Here is a 15,115-nt window from a genome sequence, read left to right as displayed (position 1 = left end):
TACACCATGTTTTTCAGCCAACCTCTTATATCCGATTGTTCCTCCGAGATATTCACGAACCACCATCGCCTTAAAATTATCTGCATATTTAACCATAATAAAACACCCCAAAAGTTAGATTTTCGACTCTAACTTTTGGGGTGCACTTCATCATTGGAACGGTATGGAGATGGTTTTTTTGTTTGTGTGTAGATGGGAGGTGATGCAAGTTTGTTGTTGCGCTCGTAAACAGTGTCCGCGCGCCCGTAAAAAGAGCTATGCGCCCGTAAACAGAGTCCGCGCGCCCGTAAAAAGAGCTATGCGCCCGTAAACAGGGTCCGTGCGCCCGTAAACAGGGTCCGTGCGCTCGTAAACAACGTTCGCGCGCCCGTAAAACGAGCTATGCGCCCGTAAACAGGGTCCGCGCGCCCGTAAAACGAGCTATGCGCCCGTAAACAACGCTCGCGCGCCCGTAAATCCCATTGCCATTCCCAAACCAAAGAACAAGAAAAAGACTAATATGTCAAAGGCATTCAGCGCGGCAACGAAAGTCGTTATTACCTAGTTTCAATAGCGAAAAAGTATGTTTTGTGAACAACTATCAAAAATATTTCAATCAAATCTATTGAAATCCGATTTATATATGGTATTATAAAAATACATAAAGATGAATAAAGATACATTAGAGAGTATAAGGAGGACGAAATAGATGACGAATAAAAAAGTGGTTCTTGCGTATTCAGGTGGACTAGATACATCAGTAGCGGTTCAATGGTTGACAGAAAAAGGGTATGACGTCGTGGCATGCTGCCTTGATGTCGGTGAAGGGAAAGACTTGGATTTCATTCAAAAGAAAGCTTTACAAGTCGGTGCGGTGAACAGTTATGTCATTGATGCAAAAGAAGAATTTGCGCAAGAGTATGCATTACTTGCATTGCAAGCGCGTACGTTTTATGAGGATAAATATCCGCTAGTTTCAGCACTATCCCGTCCGTTAATTTCAAAAAAGCTTGTGGAAGTTGCCCATAAGGAAAATGCGACGGCTGTTGCGCACGGCTGCACAGGCAAAGGGAATGACCAAGTGCGTTTTGAAGTGGCGATTAAAGCACTCGATCCTTCGCTTGAAGTCATTGCGCCTGTACGTGAATGGAGCTGGTCGCGTGAAGAAGAAATTGCATATGCAAAAGAGAAGAACATTCCGATTCCAATCGATCTTGACAGTCCATATTCCATCGACCAGAATTTGTGGGGACGCAGCAACGAATGCGGAATTCTGGAAGACCCATGGGCAGCACCGCCTGAAGAAGCATTCGGATTGACTGTAGCGATCGAAGATGCACCTGATCAGGCGGATGTTATTGAAATCACGTTTGAAAAAGGAGTTCCTGTCAGCATAGACGGCAAGCATTATCCATTAAGCGAACTTATCGTAGAGCTGAATGAACTTGCTGGAAAACATGGCGTGGGGCGAATCGATCATGTTGAAAACCGTCTCGTCGGCATCAAATCCAGAGAAGTGTATGAATGCCCGGGTGCTATTACATTATTAAAAGCTCACAAGGAACTTGAAGATATTACACTTGTAAAAGATGTCGCACATTTCAAACCGATCGTTTCACAGAAATTAAGCGAGCTGATTTATAATGGCTTATGGTTCTCACCATTGAGAAATGCACTTGAAGCATTTGTCAAAGATACACAGCAATACGTGAATGGCGTCGTCCGTGTGAAATTGTTCAAAGGCCATGCCATTGTAGAAGGCAGAAAGTCTTCCAATTCACTGTATGACGAAAAACTAGCAACGTACACTTCTGATGATCAGTTCGATCAGTCGGCCGCAATCGGCTTCATCCAACTTTGGGGCTTACCGACGGAAGTTCATAGCAGTGTGAATAAAAAGCAAACTGTCAAAAGTTAATAGGTTAACCGAACAACCTTCCGTAAAACTGACGGAAGGTTGTTTAAATTATGAAACTTTTAGCCATCCATTTCGTTTACATTATAAGTGGATTTCCAATACATAGTGTGAATGGAGCGGACAAAGAAATGCGGAAGTCGAAGAAGGTTGGTATAACTATGTTACTTGGATTGATTGTCATTATCTTAGTTTCTGTGATTTGGATGATGTCAGGAAAATGGATAACGGACGGTCAAAAACCGACCGCCGATGGTTCCAACGCGTACGCAATTATATTAGGTGCGAAAGTGAACGGGGAGGTACCTTCGCTATCATTACGCTATAGACTAGAAACAGCAATTGCTTATGCTGAAAAGTATCCTGATGTAATGTTCATCCTCTCAGGCGGACAAGGTCCTGATGAGGATATTAGTGAAGCTGAGGCAATGCGAAGATATTTGACGGATCATGGTGTTGATGAAGAACGGTTGCTGATGGAATCTGAGTCGACTTCAACGTACGAAAATATTAGGAACTCTAAAAAGTTGATGCCTGAAGGTATTAATGAAATAACAATTATTACAAGTGATTATCATCTTGCACGTGCGCGTTTCATTGCAAAAAACCTCGATCTGCAGTCCGATGCATTGCCTGCGAAAACACCATCTTCTGTCAAAGCAAAACAACATATACGGGAAAGACTTGCAATTATTAAAACTAAACTTGTAGGTAAATGAAACACGACAACCTGTTACGACAGGTTGCCGTGTTTTTAGATGGAATGGAAAATGGGTTTTAACGCCTCAAAAGTTGCGACATATTTAAAACCAAGTGATTTTAGCAATTCACGGGATTCATCGAACTGAAATGCAATGTCTTCAGGCTTATGTGCATCTGATCCAAGTGTAATAATTTCGCCTCCACATTGCTTATACAACTCCAAAACGTCATCACTCGGTAGTCCGTTCGGTAATCCATAACGAACTCCTGATGTATTCAACTCAATTCCTTTGCCAGCGGGGATAATTGTCTTAAAGATTTCCCTTAGCACATCATGGAAGTCGTTGGTGACAAGTTCAGGTGCATAACGTTTGATCAAATCAATATGGCCGAGTATCGAGTAGTTATCGAAATTTCTTACGCAATATAGCAACTCGTCATAATACAATTGCGATGCCTGCTCAACAGTACGGCCTTCGAAAATTTCACCAAAATGCAATCCTCTCCGATCTACTGTATGCATCGAACAAATAATGAAATCGAATGATTCCTTCTCCATCAGATCATCGTATTGTTTGAGTATGTGAGGTTGCACACCAATCTCGACGCCTCTTTTTATATGGATCTGTCCTTCATATTTATGCTGCAAGTGAAAAATCCGCTCAGTATATTTTCGTTTATCAAAATCAAATACGAAATTTTCATCTGGATAATCGTAGTCAATATGCTCAGTAAAGCAAATTTCCCTAAGTCCCTTAGCAATCGCACCTTTCACCATATCTTCCATATCAGTTTCACAATCTGCGGAAAACGAGCTATGCATATGAAAATCAAACATTAAAATCCTCCTATCGGTTGACAAATCAAATTATTAGATTTATAGTACATATTAACTTTAGCGTAGTAAAGTGATGAAGTAAAGAATAAGGTGGTAATGTTGGTGAATATGTATTCAACTCAAAATGCAAAGGTAGAAAGAGTAATAGATGTTGTGAGTAAACGCTTCTCGACATATGGCTACACGCGAATAAAAACAGCTGCGTTTGAAAAATATGATTTATATTCGACTGTGACTAGTTCTGTCAATAGAAAAGAAATGGTGAAAGTGATAGACACAACTGGTGATGTGCTCGTCCTAAGACCTGATGTCACAATACCGATTACACAAGAATTGTCTCATGTATGCAATCATCTAACAAGCGAGTACCGCTTTTATTATATACAGGAAGTTTTCCGTCAGTCATTTGAAAAGAGTGAAAAAACTGAGCGCACACAAGCAGGTATCGAATATTTTTGTGAAAGTTCTCCAGAAGCAGATGCGGAAACGATAGCGCTTGCTATTCAGATGATGAAAGATCTCAACTTTAAAGAAATGAAAATTGAAATCGGTCATACCGCATTTTTCAATGAAATCGTCAACGGTTTACATTTGCAGGAAGAACAACTAGAGCGATTAAAAACGCTGGTAGTGTCAAAAAATATTGGAGAATTAAATCTCTTCATACAACAATTGTTGATCGATCCGAAACGTAAATTGGCAATTGAACAATTGCCATTCCTCTACGGTAAACCTGAAGAGGTGTTAGAGCGGGCAAAGGAAATAGTGCCCCTTCCAAATGTGATCAAAACAGTTTGCTATATAGAAGAAATTTACAGGATCTTGAAGTTATACGGACTTGACGAGTATGTAGTCATCGATTTTGGGCTGATGAATCATATGGATTACTATTCTGGCGTCTTGTTCCAAGGATACGTCGAACGTTTAGGGAAACCCGTACTAATGGGCGGTCGCTATGATGAGTTAGGCAAAAAGTTTGAAGCAGAACTACCGGCAATTGGTTTTGCATGTGAAATAGAATCGCTTGTAAAGGCATTACAAAACAGTGCAGTTGACAATGCCAATCAAATTGATTTGAAAATTATCTATGAAGAAAGCGAGCTCGGAAGCGCAATTCAGTTGGCAGCCAAACTGCGTGCACTCGATTTGCGTGTGGTCATTGCTTCTAAAACGAAAGAATCGATGAACAGTATCGACGAGAGATGCATTATTCGTATGTATGAACAGGAGCATATAGTTGAGTTTCAGGGGAATGAGCAACCCTTTACTTCAATTGAGCAACTGGATTGGTTAGGAGGGAACGACAAATGAGTAAATTGACTGTTGCAATGGCTAAAGGAAGAACGGCTACGATGGCAATTGACTTATTAGCTGGCGCGGGAATCGAGTTTTCAAGTTACAGCGAAGCGAGTCGGAAATTGGTATTCATGGATGATACGGGAACCGTGAAATTGGTAGTTGTAAAATCGGTTGATGTACCGACATACGTTGAAAATGGGGCGGCGGACATTGGTGTTATCGGAAAAGATGTGTTGCTTGAAGAACAAAAAGATGTGTATGAAATGTTGGACCTCGGCATTAGCAAATGCAAACTCGCTGTCGCAGGATTTCCCAATCACAAATTTATGGACTCTTCGAGATTGACCGTCGCTTCAAAATATCCGAAGGTGACAAAAGCACATTTCGATGCAAAAGGAATTCGGACTGACATTATTACATTGAACGGATCGATCGAATTGGCACCTCTTATCGGTATGAGTGATGTCATCGTCGATATTGTGGAATCTGGCAAGACGTTGAAAGAGAACGGCTTAGTCATTCTAGAAGATATTGCGGATAGCAGCGCAAGAATCATTGTGAATAAAGCAAGCTTCGCCATAAAGACGAAACAAATTCAAGCGTTCATCGCCAAAGTTAAAAAAAGAGTGGAGGTGCGCTCATGAAGATTGTACAAATGGATGAATTTTTGAATGAATTACAAGTTCGGAATTCACAGCAACTAGATATCGAATTGGACCGGACGGTATTATCGATTATCGATGACGTGAGGTCAATTGGTGATGCTGCACTTTATAGCTATACAAAACGTTTTGACGGCGTGGACTTGGATTCACTTATTGTGTCAGACGACGAATTTGACGAAGCGTACACGATTGTGTCGGAGGCATTTTGCACGTCATTGGCAAAAGCGAAGGAGCGGATTACTTCCTATCATAACGAACAGAAAGAACAATCTTGGTTCGTGCAACGGGAAAATGGCGTATTGCTTGGTCAACAGGTAACACCGATTGAACGGGTCGGCATCTATGTCCCGGGGGGCAAGGCTGCCTATCCATCAACAGTATTAATGAATGCGATTCCTGCGAAAATTGCAGGCGTCGGACATATTGCAATGACAACACCACCGCAAGCTGACGGAAAAGTGAATGCGCATGTACTTGTTGCAGCTAGAGAAGCGGGTGTCGATATTGTCTATAAAGTAGGCGGAGCACAAGCGATTGCTGCATTGGCATATGGGACTGAATCCATCCGGAAAGTGTTCAAAATAACTGGACCGGGCAATTCGTATGTTGCACGGGCGAAAAAATGGGTGTTCGGAGATGTTGCCATCGACATGATTGCAGGGCCAAGTGAGATTTGTGTACTGGCGGATGAAACTGCGAATGTTGTATACGTAGCGGCAGATTTATTATCTCAAGCCGAACATGATGAGCAGGCGGCTGCGATATGTGTCGCGACGAGCGATGAATTTGCACAGAAGTTATCAGTCGAAGTTGGGAAGCAGCTGGTAGCACTTGACCGCGCTGAAATTGCCGGCAAATCGATTGAAGCATTTGGCAGGATCATACTCGCCCAGACATTAGAACAAGCGATTGACATTGTGAATGAACTTGCGCCTGAACACTTGCAAATCATGGTACAAAATCCGATGGAGAAATTACCATACATCCGCAATGCCGGTGCGATATTCATCGGTGATTATTCACCGGAAGCACTAGGCGATTATATGGCTGGGCCGAATCATACATTGCCGACAAGTGGGACGGCTGCTTTTTCTTCTCCGCTCGGTGTCTATGATTTTATGAAAAAATCAAGCATCATTCATTATACAAAAGAGGAATTTGAAACAATCGCTGACGATATCATCGTCTTGGCGGAATCAGAGCGTTTGACGGGACATGCGCAGTCAATCCATGTCAGAAAGGGGAATGTGGAATGAGAACTGAAAAAATTTCGCGGAGCACTGCAGAAACGCAGATTGAAATGGAGTTCGCGATTGACGGAACCGGAAAAAGTTCTATTGAAACAGGTGTCGGCTTCTTTGACCATATGCTTACACTGTTCGCGAGTCATGGTAGGTTTGACCTTAATGTGAAGTGCGAAGGAGATCTGACGGTCGATCAGCATCACTCTATTGAAGATGTCGGCATTGTGCTCGGGCAGGCGTTTGCAGGGGCGATAGGGGCCAAAGAAGGCATTGAACGATATGCAATGGTTTCGACACCAATGGATGAAGCATTGTCAACGGTATCACTTGATATTAGTGGCCGTTCATTCCTTGTGTACAATGTGGAGGGCTTGAAAGAGAAAGTTGGAGCGTTTGATACGGAGCTCGTTGAAGAGTTTTTTCTCGCATTTGCACGGCACGCAGGTGTGACGCTTCACATCAATTTGAATTACGGGAAGAATAGTCACCATATTATTGAATCGATTTTCAAAAGTTTCGGCAGGGCATTGCGGATTGCGAGTTCAGTCAATCCAGCTATAGTGGGAGTCCCTTCGACAAAAGGGATTTTATAAGGGGGAGTCCATTATGATTTTATTTCCAGCAATTGATATACGTGGAGGCAAATGTGTCCGTTTAATCCAAGGGGATTATAAGCAAGAAGTCATTTACCACGATTCACCGTCAGAAATGGCGAAGGAATGGGAAATGCAAGGTGCGGCTTACATACATGTCGTGGATTTGGATGGCGCAAGATCTGGAGATTCATTGAACCGCAAAGCGATTGAAGAAATTGCTGGGTTGGTCGAAATCCCCGTGCAAGTTGGAGGTGGTGTGCGCGATATGAAGACAGTCGAAGCACATATTAAAAATGGGGTAAGTAGAGTCATTATTGGCACGGCAGCCATTGAGAATCCTCCGTTTGTAGAAGAGGCGGTTACGAAGTATGGAGCGAAGATTGCGGTATCAATCGATGCGCGTAACGGATTTGTCGCAACGAACGGCTGGACGGAGACGAGTGACGTGAAAGCAGTCGATTTACTGAGCAGGCTTGCAGCAATAGGAATTGAAACTGTTGTGTACACGGATATTTTAAAGGACGGCATGCTACAAGGGCCGAACTTCGAAGAACTACTACGGATGAATGATTCGTCTGGAATTGACATTATCGCATCTGGAGGAGTCTCGACGGAAAGCGATGTAGAGTTGTTGAACCAAATGGGGCTGTATGGTGCAATTATCGGAAAAGCGCTCTATGAAGGAAAGGTTTCACTCGGACAATTATTGGAGGTTGGCAAGTCATGACTACTAAACGCATTATTCCATGTATGGATGTAGATAACCGAAAAGTCGTTAAAGGGAAAAAGTTCTTGGATGTGCAAGAAGTTGCGGACCCATTAACGCTTGCGAAAAAATACGTTGCTGACGGAGCCGATGAGCTCGTCTTTTATGATATTTCTGCTTCTACAAATAACCGTGCAATGTTTTTGGATTTGATCGAGGAAATCGCTAAGGATGTGCCGATTCCGTTTATCGTTGGAGGTGGGATTCGAACCATTGAAGATATTGAAAAGATCTTTTCTGCTGGCGGCGATAAAGTCTCCATTAACAGTGCTGCTTTGACAACTCCTGAGTTGATTGAACAGGCATCTATAAAATTTGGTTCTGAACGGATTATGCTGTCCATGGATGTTAGAAGGGTTGGACCTGGCAAATGGTCTGTCTATGCTAAAGGCGGCATGGAAGATACAGGACTGGATGCAATTGAATGGGCGAAACGCGGTGAGAAATTAGGTGCAGGCGAATTGGTCGTTAACAGTATCGATGAAGATGGCGTGAAAGAAGGCTATGATATTGAATTGAACAAAGCGATGGCTAAAGCTATTTCCATTCCAATTGTAGCTAGTGGTGGGGCAGGGAAGATTGAGGACTTTGCGGAAGTATTAACGCAGGGCCAGGCGGATGCAGCGCTAGCGGCGTCGGTATTCCACTTTGAGGAAATTGAAATTGGCAAGTTGAAGAACTATTTACAAGAACAAAATGTTTCAGTTAGGAATGAGCGACCATGACGATCGATGGTAAAGAAATTTCATATGACCAGAACGGTTTGATCCCAGCTATTATCCAGGATGAAAAGACCGGGGAAGTGCTTATGCTTGCCTATATGAACAAAGAGTCGCTTGAGAAAACGGTCGAAACGAAAGAGACGTGGTTTTATAGTAGATCCAGACAGGAACTGTGGCATAAAGGCGCAACGTCAGGAAACCGTCAACTTGTTAAACGCATTTCGTTTGACTGTGACCAGGATACTGTTCTCGTCCAAGTTGAACCGATGGGACCAGCTTGCCACACCGGAAAACGGACATGTTTTTATGAAACGGCTTTTGAGGAGCATACGCCCATCCGATCAATCGTTCATGAAGTCGTGGAGGAAATTAAAGACCGACGTGATAATCCAATAGAAGGTTCCTATACGACTTATCTCTTCAATGAAGGTGTGGATAAAGTCTTGAAGAAAGTTGGGGAAGAGTCGACGGAAGTTGTAATAGGAGCGAAAAATCGGGATAAAGAGGAATTGACGAATGAACTGGCGGATCTGACGTATCACACATTAGTGTTGATGGAGATGTTGGATGTGTCTGTCGAAGATGTCAAAGGGATTTTGCGTGAACGTAGACCTAAGAAAGAAGTGTTGCGTGATGAATAAATTCTGGAGCGACATGGTGAAACGGACACAACCGTATGAGCCTGGCGAACAATTGAATGATCCTCACATCATTAAGTTGAATACAAATGAAAATCCGTATGAGCCGAGTCCTTCCGTGAAGAAAGCGATTGTCGATGAAATGGATGGCGGATTGCAGTTATATCCTTCACCGACAGCAGACATGTTACGATCTGCGATAGCTACTGCGAAGGATGTGTCCATGGAGGAAGTGTTTGTCGGGAACGGATCCGACGAAGTGCTCGCTTTTTCATTCATGGCATTTTTCCAACCTGGCAAAACGATTCGGTTTCCATCGATTACGTATAGTTTTTATCCTGTCTATTCTAAGCTGTTTGATATTCCGTTCGAGCAAATGCCGTTGAAAGAAGACTTTACAATCGATGTGGAATCATTCTTCGATTCTGAAGGTGGCGTCATACTGCCTAATCCAAATGCGCCGACAAGTATTTATGAAGAACTTGCTACCATCGAACAAATTATCGAGAAGAATCCTCATACAGTTGTCATTATTGACGAAGCGTATATCGATTTCGCGGGACCGTCCGCTATTGAGCTGATCCGCAAGTATGATAATCTGCTAGTCATCCAGACGACTTCGAAATCTCGTTCACTTGCAGGTATGCGTGTAGGGTATGCAATTGGGAACAGTAATTTGATTGACGCTTTGGTGCGACTTAAGGATTCATTCAATTCGTATACGGTTGATAGATTAGCAATGGCTGCTGCGACTGCTGCTTTTGAGGATAAAGCCTATTTGCAAAAAACGGTCTCTAAGATAAAAGAGACGAGAGAGTGGACGGTTACCGAGTTGGAGCGACTTGGATTTGACGTACTACCGTCTAGCGCGAATTTTGTCTTCGCTGTTCACCGGTCTGTCAAGGCTATAGATCTATATGAGTATTTGAAAGAAGAAAAAATACTTGTAAGGCATTTCAATATACCGCTAATTGACAACTATTTACGTATTTCAATTGGTACAGACGAGCAGATGAATGTATTGTTAAATAAAATTAGTAGCTATTTGATGAGTTGACGATTTATTGTATTCTTGGTTGGCAAATGAATATCATTAACTGGTATACTTATTTTATATGGTAGCATTTGCTCCGGGAAGGAAGGCGTCTACTATGAACATGCCGAAATACATTGATATTGCATTAATTATTTTCTTAACTTTTTTCGCAGTACAGCGGTTTATGACTGGGCAAACAGGTATCGGGATTTTATTCACAATTCTAGCGCTGTTGAATGTATTTGTCTTATCCGTGAAAATTAAACAAGATAAAAAAGAGAAAACTGAAGTATAATAAGAAGTTGTCATGGGCTGCATTAGTAAAATGCAGTCTTTTTCTTCGGTTTTAATTAAATATATGTTATACTTACTGAATGCAAAATTTAGAGGTGAGGAATTGACATGGAAAAATCAATTTATGGATTGACGTTGGAACAACTGACAGCGTGGTTAATAGACAATGGACAAAAGAAATTCCGTGCGAAGCAAGTATGGGATTGGTTATATAAAAAGCGTGTCAGCACTTTTGCGGACATGACGAATATAAATAAAGAATGTCTTGATTTATTGGACGAGCATTTCGCAATCCAAACGTTGGAAAAGAGCGTCAAGCAAGTTTCCGATGACGGAACAATTAAGTTCTTGTTCAAAATGCAGGACGGTAATCTGATTGAAACGGTTTTGATGAAATTCCCTTATGGCCAATCGGTCTGTGTTACGACACAAGTTGGCTGTAACATCGGTTGCAGTTTCTGTGCGAGCGGTTTATTGAAAAAAAACCGGGATTTAGATGCTGGTGAAATCGTCGGTCAAATCATGATGGTGCAAGAGCATTTAGATCAATTAGGTGAAGAGGAACGTGTCAGCCATATCGTCGTCATGGGAATTGGGGAACCGTTCGATAATTATACGAATTTGATGAACTTCCTTCGTGTCGTAAATGACCAAGATGGATTGTCTATCGGTGCTCGTCATATTACCGTTTCGACTAGTGGTTTGACTCCGAAAATCCGTGATTTCGCGGAAGAGAACATCCAGATCAATTTGGCAGTATCGTTGCATGCTCCAAATAATGATTTGCGTACGCGCATTATGAAAATTAACAAAGCGTATCCCATTGAAAAGCTGATGGATGCGATTGATTATTATTTGGAAACGACCAATCGTCGTATTACGTTTGAATATATTCTCTTGAGCGATGTAAACGATCATGTGACAGAAGCTGAGCAGTTGGCGAAACTCCTGTACAATAAACGCCATCTCTCCTATGTCAACCTGATTCCTTACAACCCGGTTGATGAACACGGCCAGTATCAGCGAAGCAAGCCCGAAGCGATAAAATCATTTTATGAGACATTGAAAAAACGCGGCATTAATTGCGGTGTGCGTCTTGAGCATGGGACAGATATCGACGCTGCTTGCGGACAGCTACGTAGTAAGCAAATTAAGAAAGACAAAGAAAAAGTACGGTAATCATACAAAAGTAGAGGTTAGGAAGAAAATTCCTGCCTCTACTTTTTTCTTGTTTACGAAATCTGTTTAGCTTTGTTCTTTTCTGCAATCAATTCACCGGTTTCACATAGCGGCTCAAAGCGGGCATTGAAAAACCTCAGTGTTGGTGGTTCATACACCATTTTTAATCCCGAAATCCAATCTCGCTTTTCATAGAGCGCTAAAATGGAATCGACGACGACATCCATATGATTATTCGTATAAACTCGGCGTGGAATTGTCAGCCTCACTAATTCCAGGTTAGGGCGATTATGTTCACCCGTCTTGATATCTCGGCCTGCAGAAATGATGCCGCGTTCCATACTACGGACACCTGAATCCAAATACAATGCAGCAGCGAGTGATTGAGCAGGGAACTCTTCCTGTGATAAATGCGGTAAGAATGCACGTGCATCAAGGAATACCGCATGACCACCAATCGGTTTAACAATTGGAATGCCAGCATCCAACAACTGTTGCCCCAAATGCCTTACTTGAGCGATCCGATGCTCAATATAATGATCATCGACAGCTTCGCGTATCCCGATGGCCATCGCTTCCATATCGCGACCGGACATTCCTCCGTAAGAAGGCATTCCTTCGTATACAACGACAAGTTCACGTGAACGAATATATAGATCTTCATCATTCATTGCTAGGAATCCGCCAATATTGACAAGACAGTCTTTTTTTCCGCTCATTGTACAACCATCTGAATAGGAGAGCATTTCTTTTAAAATAGCTGCGACGGTTTGATTCGCGTAGCCTTCTTCACGATCTTTAATAAAGTAAGCGTTTTCAACGCAACGCGTCGCATCAAACATAACATCGATTGAATAGGATTGGCACAGTTCGTAGACATCCTTCATGTTTCGCATGCTAACGGGCTGGCCGCCTGCCAAGTTCACAGTAACTGCAAGGCAAACATAAGGAATTTTCTCAGCACCCACTTTGTCAATTAATGCCTGCAGTTTTTTTAAATCGACATTACCTTTGAACGGTAAATCGATGGACGGATCATGTGCTTCGTCAATTATAATATCGACAAATGTCGCACCGTTCATTTCTTGATGCGCTCGTGTCGTTGTGAAATACATATTGCCAGGGACATAGTCACCGTCTTTAATTTTCAGTTGAGATAAAATATTCTCTGCGCCGCGCCCCTGATGCGTAGGCAACACATAGTTGTAACCATACACATCTTTGACCGCCTGCTCCAAACGCTTCCAGCTCTTGCTCCCAGCATACGCCTCGTCGCCCGTCATGAGCGCACCCCATTGCGCATCACTCATGGCGGTTGTTCCACTATCCGTCAATAAATCAATATAGACATCATCGGAATCGATCAGGAACGTATTATATCCGGCACGTGCAAGCGATTCATGCCGCTCATCATAGGACAACATTGATAGCGTCTCAACACTCTTAATCTTGTAAGGCTCAGCAGTTCGTCTTTTCATGAAAACAACTCCTTTTCCCAAATTCTCTTCCCACTCCATACTATAGCGGAGTATGTGATGATTGTTCAATCTATTTAAATTAATTCGACAATAATAGACATGCTTTGCCATGAGGGGGGGATTTCAACGTAAGGGGCGGGTATCGAAACGTAGCAGGTGTGCAACGAAATGTAAGTGCTTCGTATCGAAACGTAACAGGCTCGCAACGAAACGTAGGTGCTTCGTATCGAAACGTAGAGCTCGCAACGAAATGTAAGTGCTTCGTATCGAAACGTAACAGGCGCGCAACGAAATGTAAGTGCTTCGTATCAAAACGTAGAGCTCGCAACGAAACGTAAGTGCCTCGTATCGAAAAGTAGAGCTCGCAACGAAACGTAGGAGCCTCGTTTCGAAACGTAACAAGTATGCAACGAAACATAACCCGGTCGAAACGCATTCAACCTTCACAAACTAAAAAACGCCGCACTGCAACAGTAAATGTCGCAGCACAACGCATTCCTACATCAAGAATTATTTTCTTCCTTCATCTTTTGAATAATCATCATAATGAACTGCACTATAACTGCTACACCAAATCCGAATGATGAAATCATGAACAAGGAAAGGACGCCGACAAGGTCACCCAGTCCATCTGTATTCATAAGGAAGCTTCTGAAAAACTCCGCGAATGCCAATACGAGCGCGACCATGAAAATCCGATAGGCGATTTTCATATTATAGAACAGCATGACGGCCCCAATGATGCCGACTGTTAAACTGAATAAGCCAAAAGCCAAATAGTTTTTGAATACCAATTCCGTTCCAAGTATCGTTCGAGTACCTAAAATCATCAAGACAAACGAAGTGAGCGCTGTGAAAAAACCTATTTTCCATAACTTTTTATCCATAAACCGCACCTGCTTTCAGTACATATCATACTAGAAAAAACGATGCATGTGTTAAAAGTTGAATGACTCAATAAGAAAAGCAGTTCAAATCGGAAATATGTCCCCGATTTGAACTGCTTGTAACACTATATTACTTATTAACGATTAGAACCAGTTTTCCATGGTCCAATTCGCGTTCTGCGTCAGCTGCATCTTCTGCAGTCAATCCCGCAGCTTCCATTTTACTACGCAACTCGTCACCGCGAGAAGAGAACATGTTTTTCATGCTGTCTAGGAAGCCTTGCTCTTTCATGCCGACTTCTTCAGTGTCGAGTGCATCTGAAATATTATCAGAGCGCTTTTTATCATGCGCGAAAATATAGATGTCATCATGCGTATACCCTTGACGAGTTAAGTCATCAATTTCACTCTTTGCCTGCACTGCGTTTTCAACGATTTTTTTAATAACCATTATATAATTACCTCCTAATGTATTTGTTCTATATATACCTCAGTATATATTTTTTAAACAAATAAAAAGCAATTAAAGATTATTAGTTTAAGAATGAGTCACCTTTTAAACGTCGATATGCATCGATGAAATGGTTGGGATCCGTATTCACTCCATATGTGAAAACACCTTGATTCGTATGGAGATAAAACAACCCCGAACCATTTGAAAAGGGTTTATAGGACATGTCAAGAACGGCTTGGATTTTGAAAGAGTGATCGGACGTCTTAACCCAGTCTGTCTGAAGATAAATATTGCACTCCTTCTGCTCCTGTTTTTGCTGAAACCATTCGATGGATCGCTCAATTGTGAAATACGTCAATGAAGAGATATGGTCATTAGTTGATTCGTTCAAAAGAATTCCTCCTGCATAAGTCATCTTTTGTT

Annotated in this window: 17 protein-coding genes; 12 read left to right on the top strand and 5 right to left on the bottom strand. The window is 42.2% G+C overall.

Annotation, left to right across the window (positions count from 1 at the left end; genetic code table 11):
• Positions 1-688: 688 nt before the first annotated feature.
• The gene (locus H9649_RS07850; RefSeq protein WP_191694175.1) at positions 689-1,897 is read left to right on the top strand and encodes an argininosuccinate synthase; all 1,209 of its coding nucleotides are present in this window, start codon (positions 689-691) and stop codon (positions 1,895-1,897) included.
• Positions 1,898-1,947: 50 nt separating this feature from the next.
• On the top strand, positions 1,948-2,613 hold the full coding sequence (locus H9649_RS07845; protein WP_225229736.1) for a YdcF family protein: 666 nt from the start codon (positions 1,948-1,950) through the stop codon (positions 2,611-2,613).
• Between the two features lie 35 nt (positions 2,614-2,648).
• On the opposite strand, the gene H9649_RS07840 is transcribed toward H9649_RS07845, so the two are convergent.
• Positions 2,649-3,434, bottom strand: coding sequence for a histidinol-phosphatase HisJ family protein (locus tag H9649_RS07840; RefSeq protein ID WP_191694174.1), 786 nt, complete (start codon positions 3,432-3,434; stop codon positions 2,649-2,651).
• Positions 3,435-3,542: 108 nt separating this feature from the next.
• Between H9649_RS07840 and hisZ the strand changes: the two genes are divergently transcribed.
• The 10 genes from hisZ to rlmN all read left to right on the top strand — a co-directional run bounded on the left by hisZ (position 3,543) and on the right by rlmN (position 11,873).
• A complete protein-coding gene (hisZ, locus tag H9649_RS07835; protein ID WP_225229749.1) occupies positions 3,543-4,745 on the top strand; it encodes an ATP phosphoribosyltransferase regulatory subunit in 1,203 nt (400 codons plus the stop codon).
• The gene (hisG, locus tag H9649_RS07830) at positions 4,742-5,377 is read left to right on the top strand and encodes an ATP phosphoribosyltransferase (RefSeq protein WP_191694172.1); all 636 of its coding nucleotides are present in this window, start codon (positions 4,742-4,744) and stop codon (positions 5,375-5,377) included. Before hisZ ends, hisG begins: the two co-directional genes overlap by 4 nt.
• Positions 5,374-6,654, top strand: a complete 1,281-nt coding sequence (hisD, locus tag H9649_RS07825) for a histidinol dehydrogenase (RefSeq protein WP_191694171.1) — start codon at positions 5,374-5,376, stop codon at positions 6,652-6,654. The genes hisG and hisD overlap by 4 nt, the downstream gene beginning before the upstream one ends.
• Positions 6,651-7,235, top strand: coding sequence for an imidazoleglycerol-phosphate dehydratase HisB (gene hisB / locus H9649_RS07820; protein WP_191694170.1), 585 nt, complete (start codon positions 6,651-6,653; stop codon positions 7,233-7,235). Before hisD ends, hisB begins: the two co-directional genes overlap by 4 nt.
• A gap of 13 nt (positions 7,236-7,248) precedes the next feature.
• Positions 7,249-7,965, top strand: a complete 717-nt coding sequence (hisA, locus tag H9649_RS07815; RefSeq protein ID WP_191694169.1) for a 1-(5-phosphoribosyl)-5-[(5-phosphoribosylamino)methylideneamino]imidazole-4-carboxamide isomerase — start codon at positions 7,249-7,251, stop codon at positions 7,963-7,965.
• Entirely contained in the window at positions 7,962-8,729 is a 768-nt protein-coding gene (gene hisF / locus H9649_RS07810; protein ID WP_191694168.1) for an imidazole glycerol phosphate synthase subunit HisF, read from the top strand. Before hisA ends, hisF begins: the two co-directional genes overlap by 4 nt.
• Positions 8,726-9,367: a bifunctional phosphoribosyl-AMP cyclohydrolase/phosphoribosyl-ATP diphosphatase HisIE gene (hisIE, locus tag H9649_RS07805; RefSeq protein WP_191694167.1), complete on the top strand. Its 642-nt coding sequence runs from the start codon at positions 8,726-8,728 to the stop codon at positions 9,365-9,367. Before hisF ends, hisIE begins: the two co-directional genes overlap by 4 nt.
• Positions 9,360-10,421, top strand: a complete 1,062-nt coding sequence (gene hisC, locus H9649_RS07800; protein ID WP_191694166.1) for a histidinol-phosphate transaminase — start codon at positions 9,360-9,362, stop codon at positions 10,419-10,421. The genes hisIE and hisC overlap by 8 nt, the downstream gene beginning before the upstream one ends.
• Before the next feature lie 94 nt (positions 10,422-10,515).
• Positions 10,516-10,695: a hypothetical protein gene (locus H9649_RS07795; protein WP_191694165.1), complete on the top strand. Its 180-nt coding sequence runs from the start codon at positions 10,516-10,518 to the stop codon at positions 10,693-10,695.
• A 107-nt stretch (positions 10,696-10,802) separates the two neighbouring features.
• Complete coding sequence (gene rlmN / locus H9649_RS07790) at positions 10,803-11,873, top strand: 23S rRNA (adenine(2503)-C(2))-methyltransferase RlmN (RefSeq protein ID WP_191694164.1); 1,071 nt, start codon at positions 10,803-10,805, stop codon at positions 11,871-11,873.
• 53 nt (positions 11,874-11,926) lie between these two features.
• Here the strand turns inward: rlmN and H9649_RS07785 are convergent, their stop codons facing one another.
• The 4 genes from H9649_RS07785 to H9649_RS07770 form a co-directional block, all read right to left on the bottom strand.
• On the bottom strand, positions 11,927-13,351 hold the full coding sequence (locus tag H9649_RS07785; protein WP_191694163.1) for a tyrosine phenol-lyase: 1,425 nt from the start codon (positions 13,349-13,351) through the stop codon (positions 11,927-11,929).
• Between the two features lie 503 nt (positions 13,352-13,854).
• A complete protein-coding gene (locus tag H9649_RS07780; protein WP_191694162.1) occupies positions 13,855-14,238 on the bottom strand; it encodes a hypothetical protein in 384 nt (127 codons plus the stop codon).
• Between the two features lie 130 nt (positions 14,239-14,368).
• Positions 14,369-14,689, bottom strand: a complete 321-nt coding sequence (locus H9649_RS07775) for a general stress protein (RefSeq protein WP_191694161.1) — start codon at positions 14,687-14,689, stop codon at positions 14,369-14,371.
• An 82-nt stretch (positions 14,690-14,771) separates the two neighbouring features.
• Entirely contained in the window at positions 14,772-15,083 is a 312-nt protein-coding gene (locus H9649_RS07770) for a hypothetical protein (protein WP_191694160.1), read from the bottom strand.
• Between the last annotated feature and the right edge of the window lie 32 nt (positions 15,084-15,115).

This window comes from Sporosarcina quadrami (genome assembly GCF_014836615.1).
Taxonomy (GTDB): Bacteria; Bacillota; Bacilli; order Bacillales_A; family Planococcaceae; genus Sporosarcina; species Sporosarcina quadrami.
The sequence above is the reverse complement of the archived record's forward strand: the minus strand, read 5'-3'. Positions and strand labels throughout refer to the sequence as shown.

What these genes read in the sequence shown, in the direction of transcription:
- H9649_RS07850 (WP_191694175.1), top strand. Translation starts at nt 689, where the DNA reads ATGACGAATAAAAAAGTGGTTCTTGCGTATTCAGGTGGACTAGATACA.
- H9649_RS07845 (WP_225229736.1), top strand. Translation starts at nt 1,948, where the DNA reads ATGAAACTTTTAGCCATCCATTTCGTTTACATTATAAGTGGATTTCCA.
- H9649_RS07840 (WP_191694174.1), bottom strand. Translation starts at nt 3,434, where the DNA reads ATGTTTGATTTTCATATGCATAGCTCGTTTTCCGCAGATTGTGAAACT.
- hisZ (WP_225229749.1), top strand. Translation starts at nt 3,543, where the DNA reads ATGTATTCAACTCAAAATGCAAAGGTAGAAAGAGTAATAGATGTTGTG.
- hisG (WP_191694172.1), top strand. Translation starts at nt 4,742, where the DNA reads ATGAGTAAATTGACTGTTGCAATGGCTAAAGGAAGAACGGCTACGATG.
- hisD (WP_191694171.1), top strand. Translation starts at nt 5,374, where the DNA reads ATGAAGATTGTACAAATGGATGAATTTTTGAATGAATTACAAGTTCGG.
- hisB (WP_191694170.1), top strand. Translation starts at nt 6,651, where the DNA reads ATGAGAACTGAAAAAATTTCGCGGAGCACTGCAGAAACGCAGATTGAA.
- hisA (WP_191694169.1), top strand. Translation starts at nt 7,249, where the DNA reads ATGATTTTATTTCCAGCAATTGATATACGTGGAGGCAAATGTGTCCGT.
- hisF (WP_191694168.1), top strand. Translation starts at nt 7,962, where the DNA reads ATGACTACTAAACGCATTATTCCATGTATGGATGTAGATAACCGAAAA.
- hisIE (WP_191694167.1), top strand. Translation starts at nt 8,726, where the DNA reads ATGACGATCGATGGTAAAGAAATTTCATATGACCAGAACGGTTTGATC.
- hisC (WP_191694166.1), top strand. Translation starts at nt 9,360, where the DNA reads ATGAATAAATTCTGGAGCGACATGGTGAAACGGACACAACCGTATGAG.
- H9649_RS07795 (WP_191694165.1), top strand. Translation starts at nt 10,516, where the DNA reads ATGAACATGCCGAAATACATTGATATTGCATTAATTATTTTCTTAACT.
- rlmN (WP_191694164.1), top strand. Translation starts at nt 10,803, where the DNA reads ATGGAAAAATCAATTTATGGATTGACGTTGGAACAACTGACAGCGTGG.
- H9649_RS07785 (WP_191694163.1), bottom strand. Translation starts at nt 13,351, where the DNA reads ATGAAAAGACGAACTGCTGAGCCTTACAAGATTAAGAGTGTTGAGACG.
- H9649_RS07780 (WP_191694162.1), bottom strand. Translation starts at nt 14,238, where the DNA reads ATGGATAAAAAGTTATGGAAAATAGGTTTTTTCACAGCGCTCACTTCG.
- H9649_RS07775 (WP_191694161.1), bottom strand. Translation starts at nt 14,689, where the DNA reads ATGGTTATTAAAAAAATCGTTGAAAACGCAGTGCAGGCAAAGAGTGAA.